Source organism: Bradyrhizobium sp. BRP19 (assembly GCF_020194195.1).
GTDB classification, from domain to species: Bacteria; Pseudomonadota; Alphaproteobacteria; order Rhizobiales; family Xanthobacteraceae; genus Bradyrhizobium; species Bradyrhizobium yuanmingense.
In genome coordinates, this window is sequence record NZ_JADYVZ010000265.1 from 1 (window position 1) to 254 (window position 254).

Genomic DNA, 254 nt, shown 5'->3' on the forward strand with positions numbered 1-254 from the left:
ATGCGAAGATAGGACTGCCGCAGCTTGACCCCGTGCTTCCTCGCCAGGCGGTTGAGCCCCTTGATTGCCGCGTGCAGCAGCTTGGCATCGGTCGGGAAGGTGATGGCCTTCGGCTGCACGGTGGTATCGACCGTGACCCGCTTGAGGTCCTGGCTGCGCAACGCGCCGGCCTCGTGTGCCACCCGCAAGCTCTCGGCCAGCAACAGCTCCAGCTTGTCGCCGAGCCGCTTGCGCCAGTGGCTCAGGTCCGAGCG

1 pseudogene is annotated in these 254 nt (G+C 66.9%); it reads right to left on the minus strand.

Features of this window, described 5'->3' with window-relative positions:
* Positions 1 to 254 (minus strand): annotated as a pseudogene (locus I6F36_RS39500) (IS5/IS1182 family transposase); the annotation flags it as partial.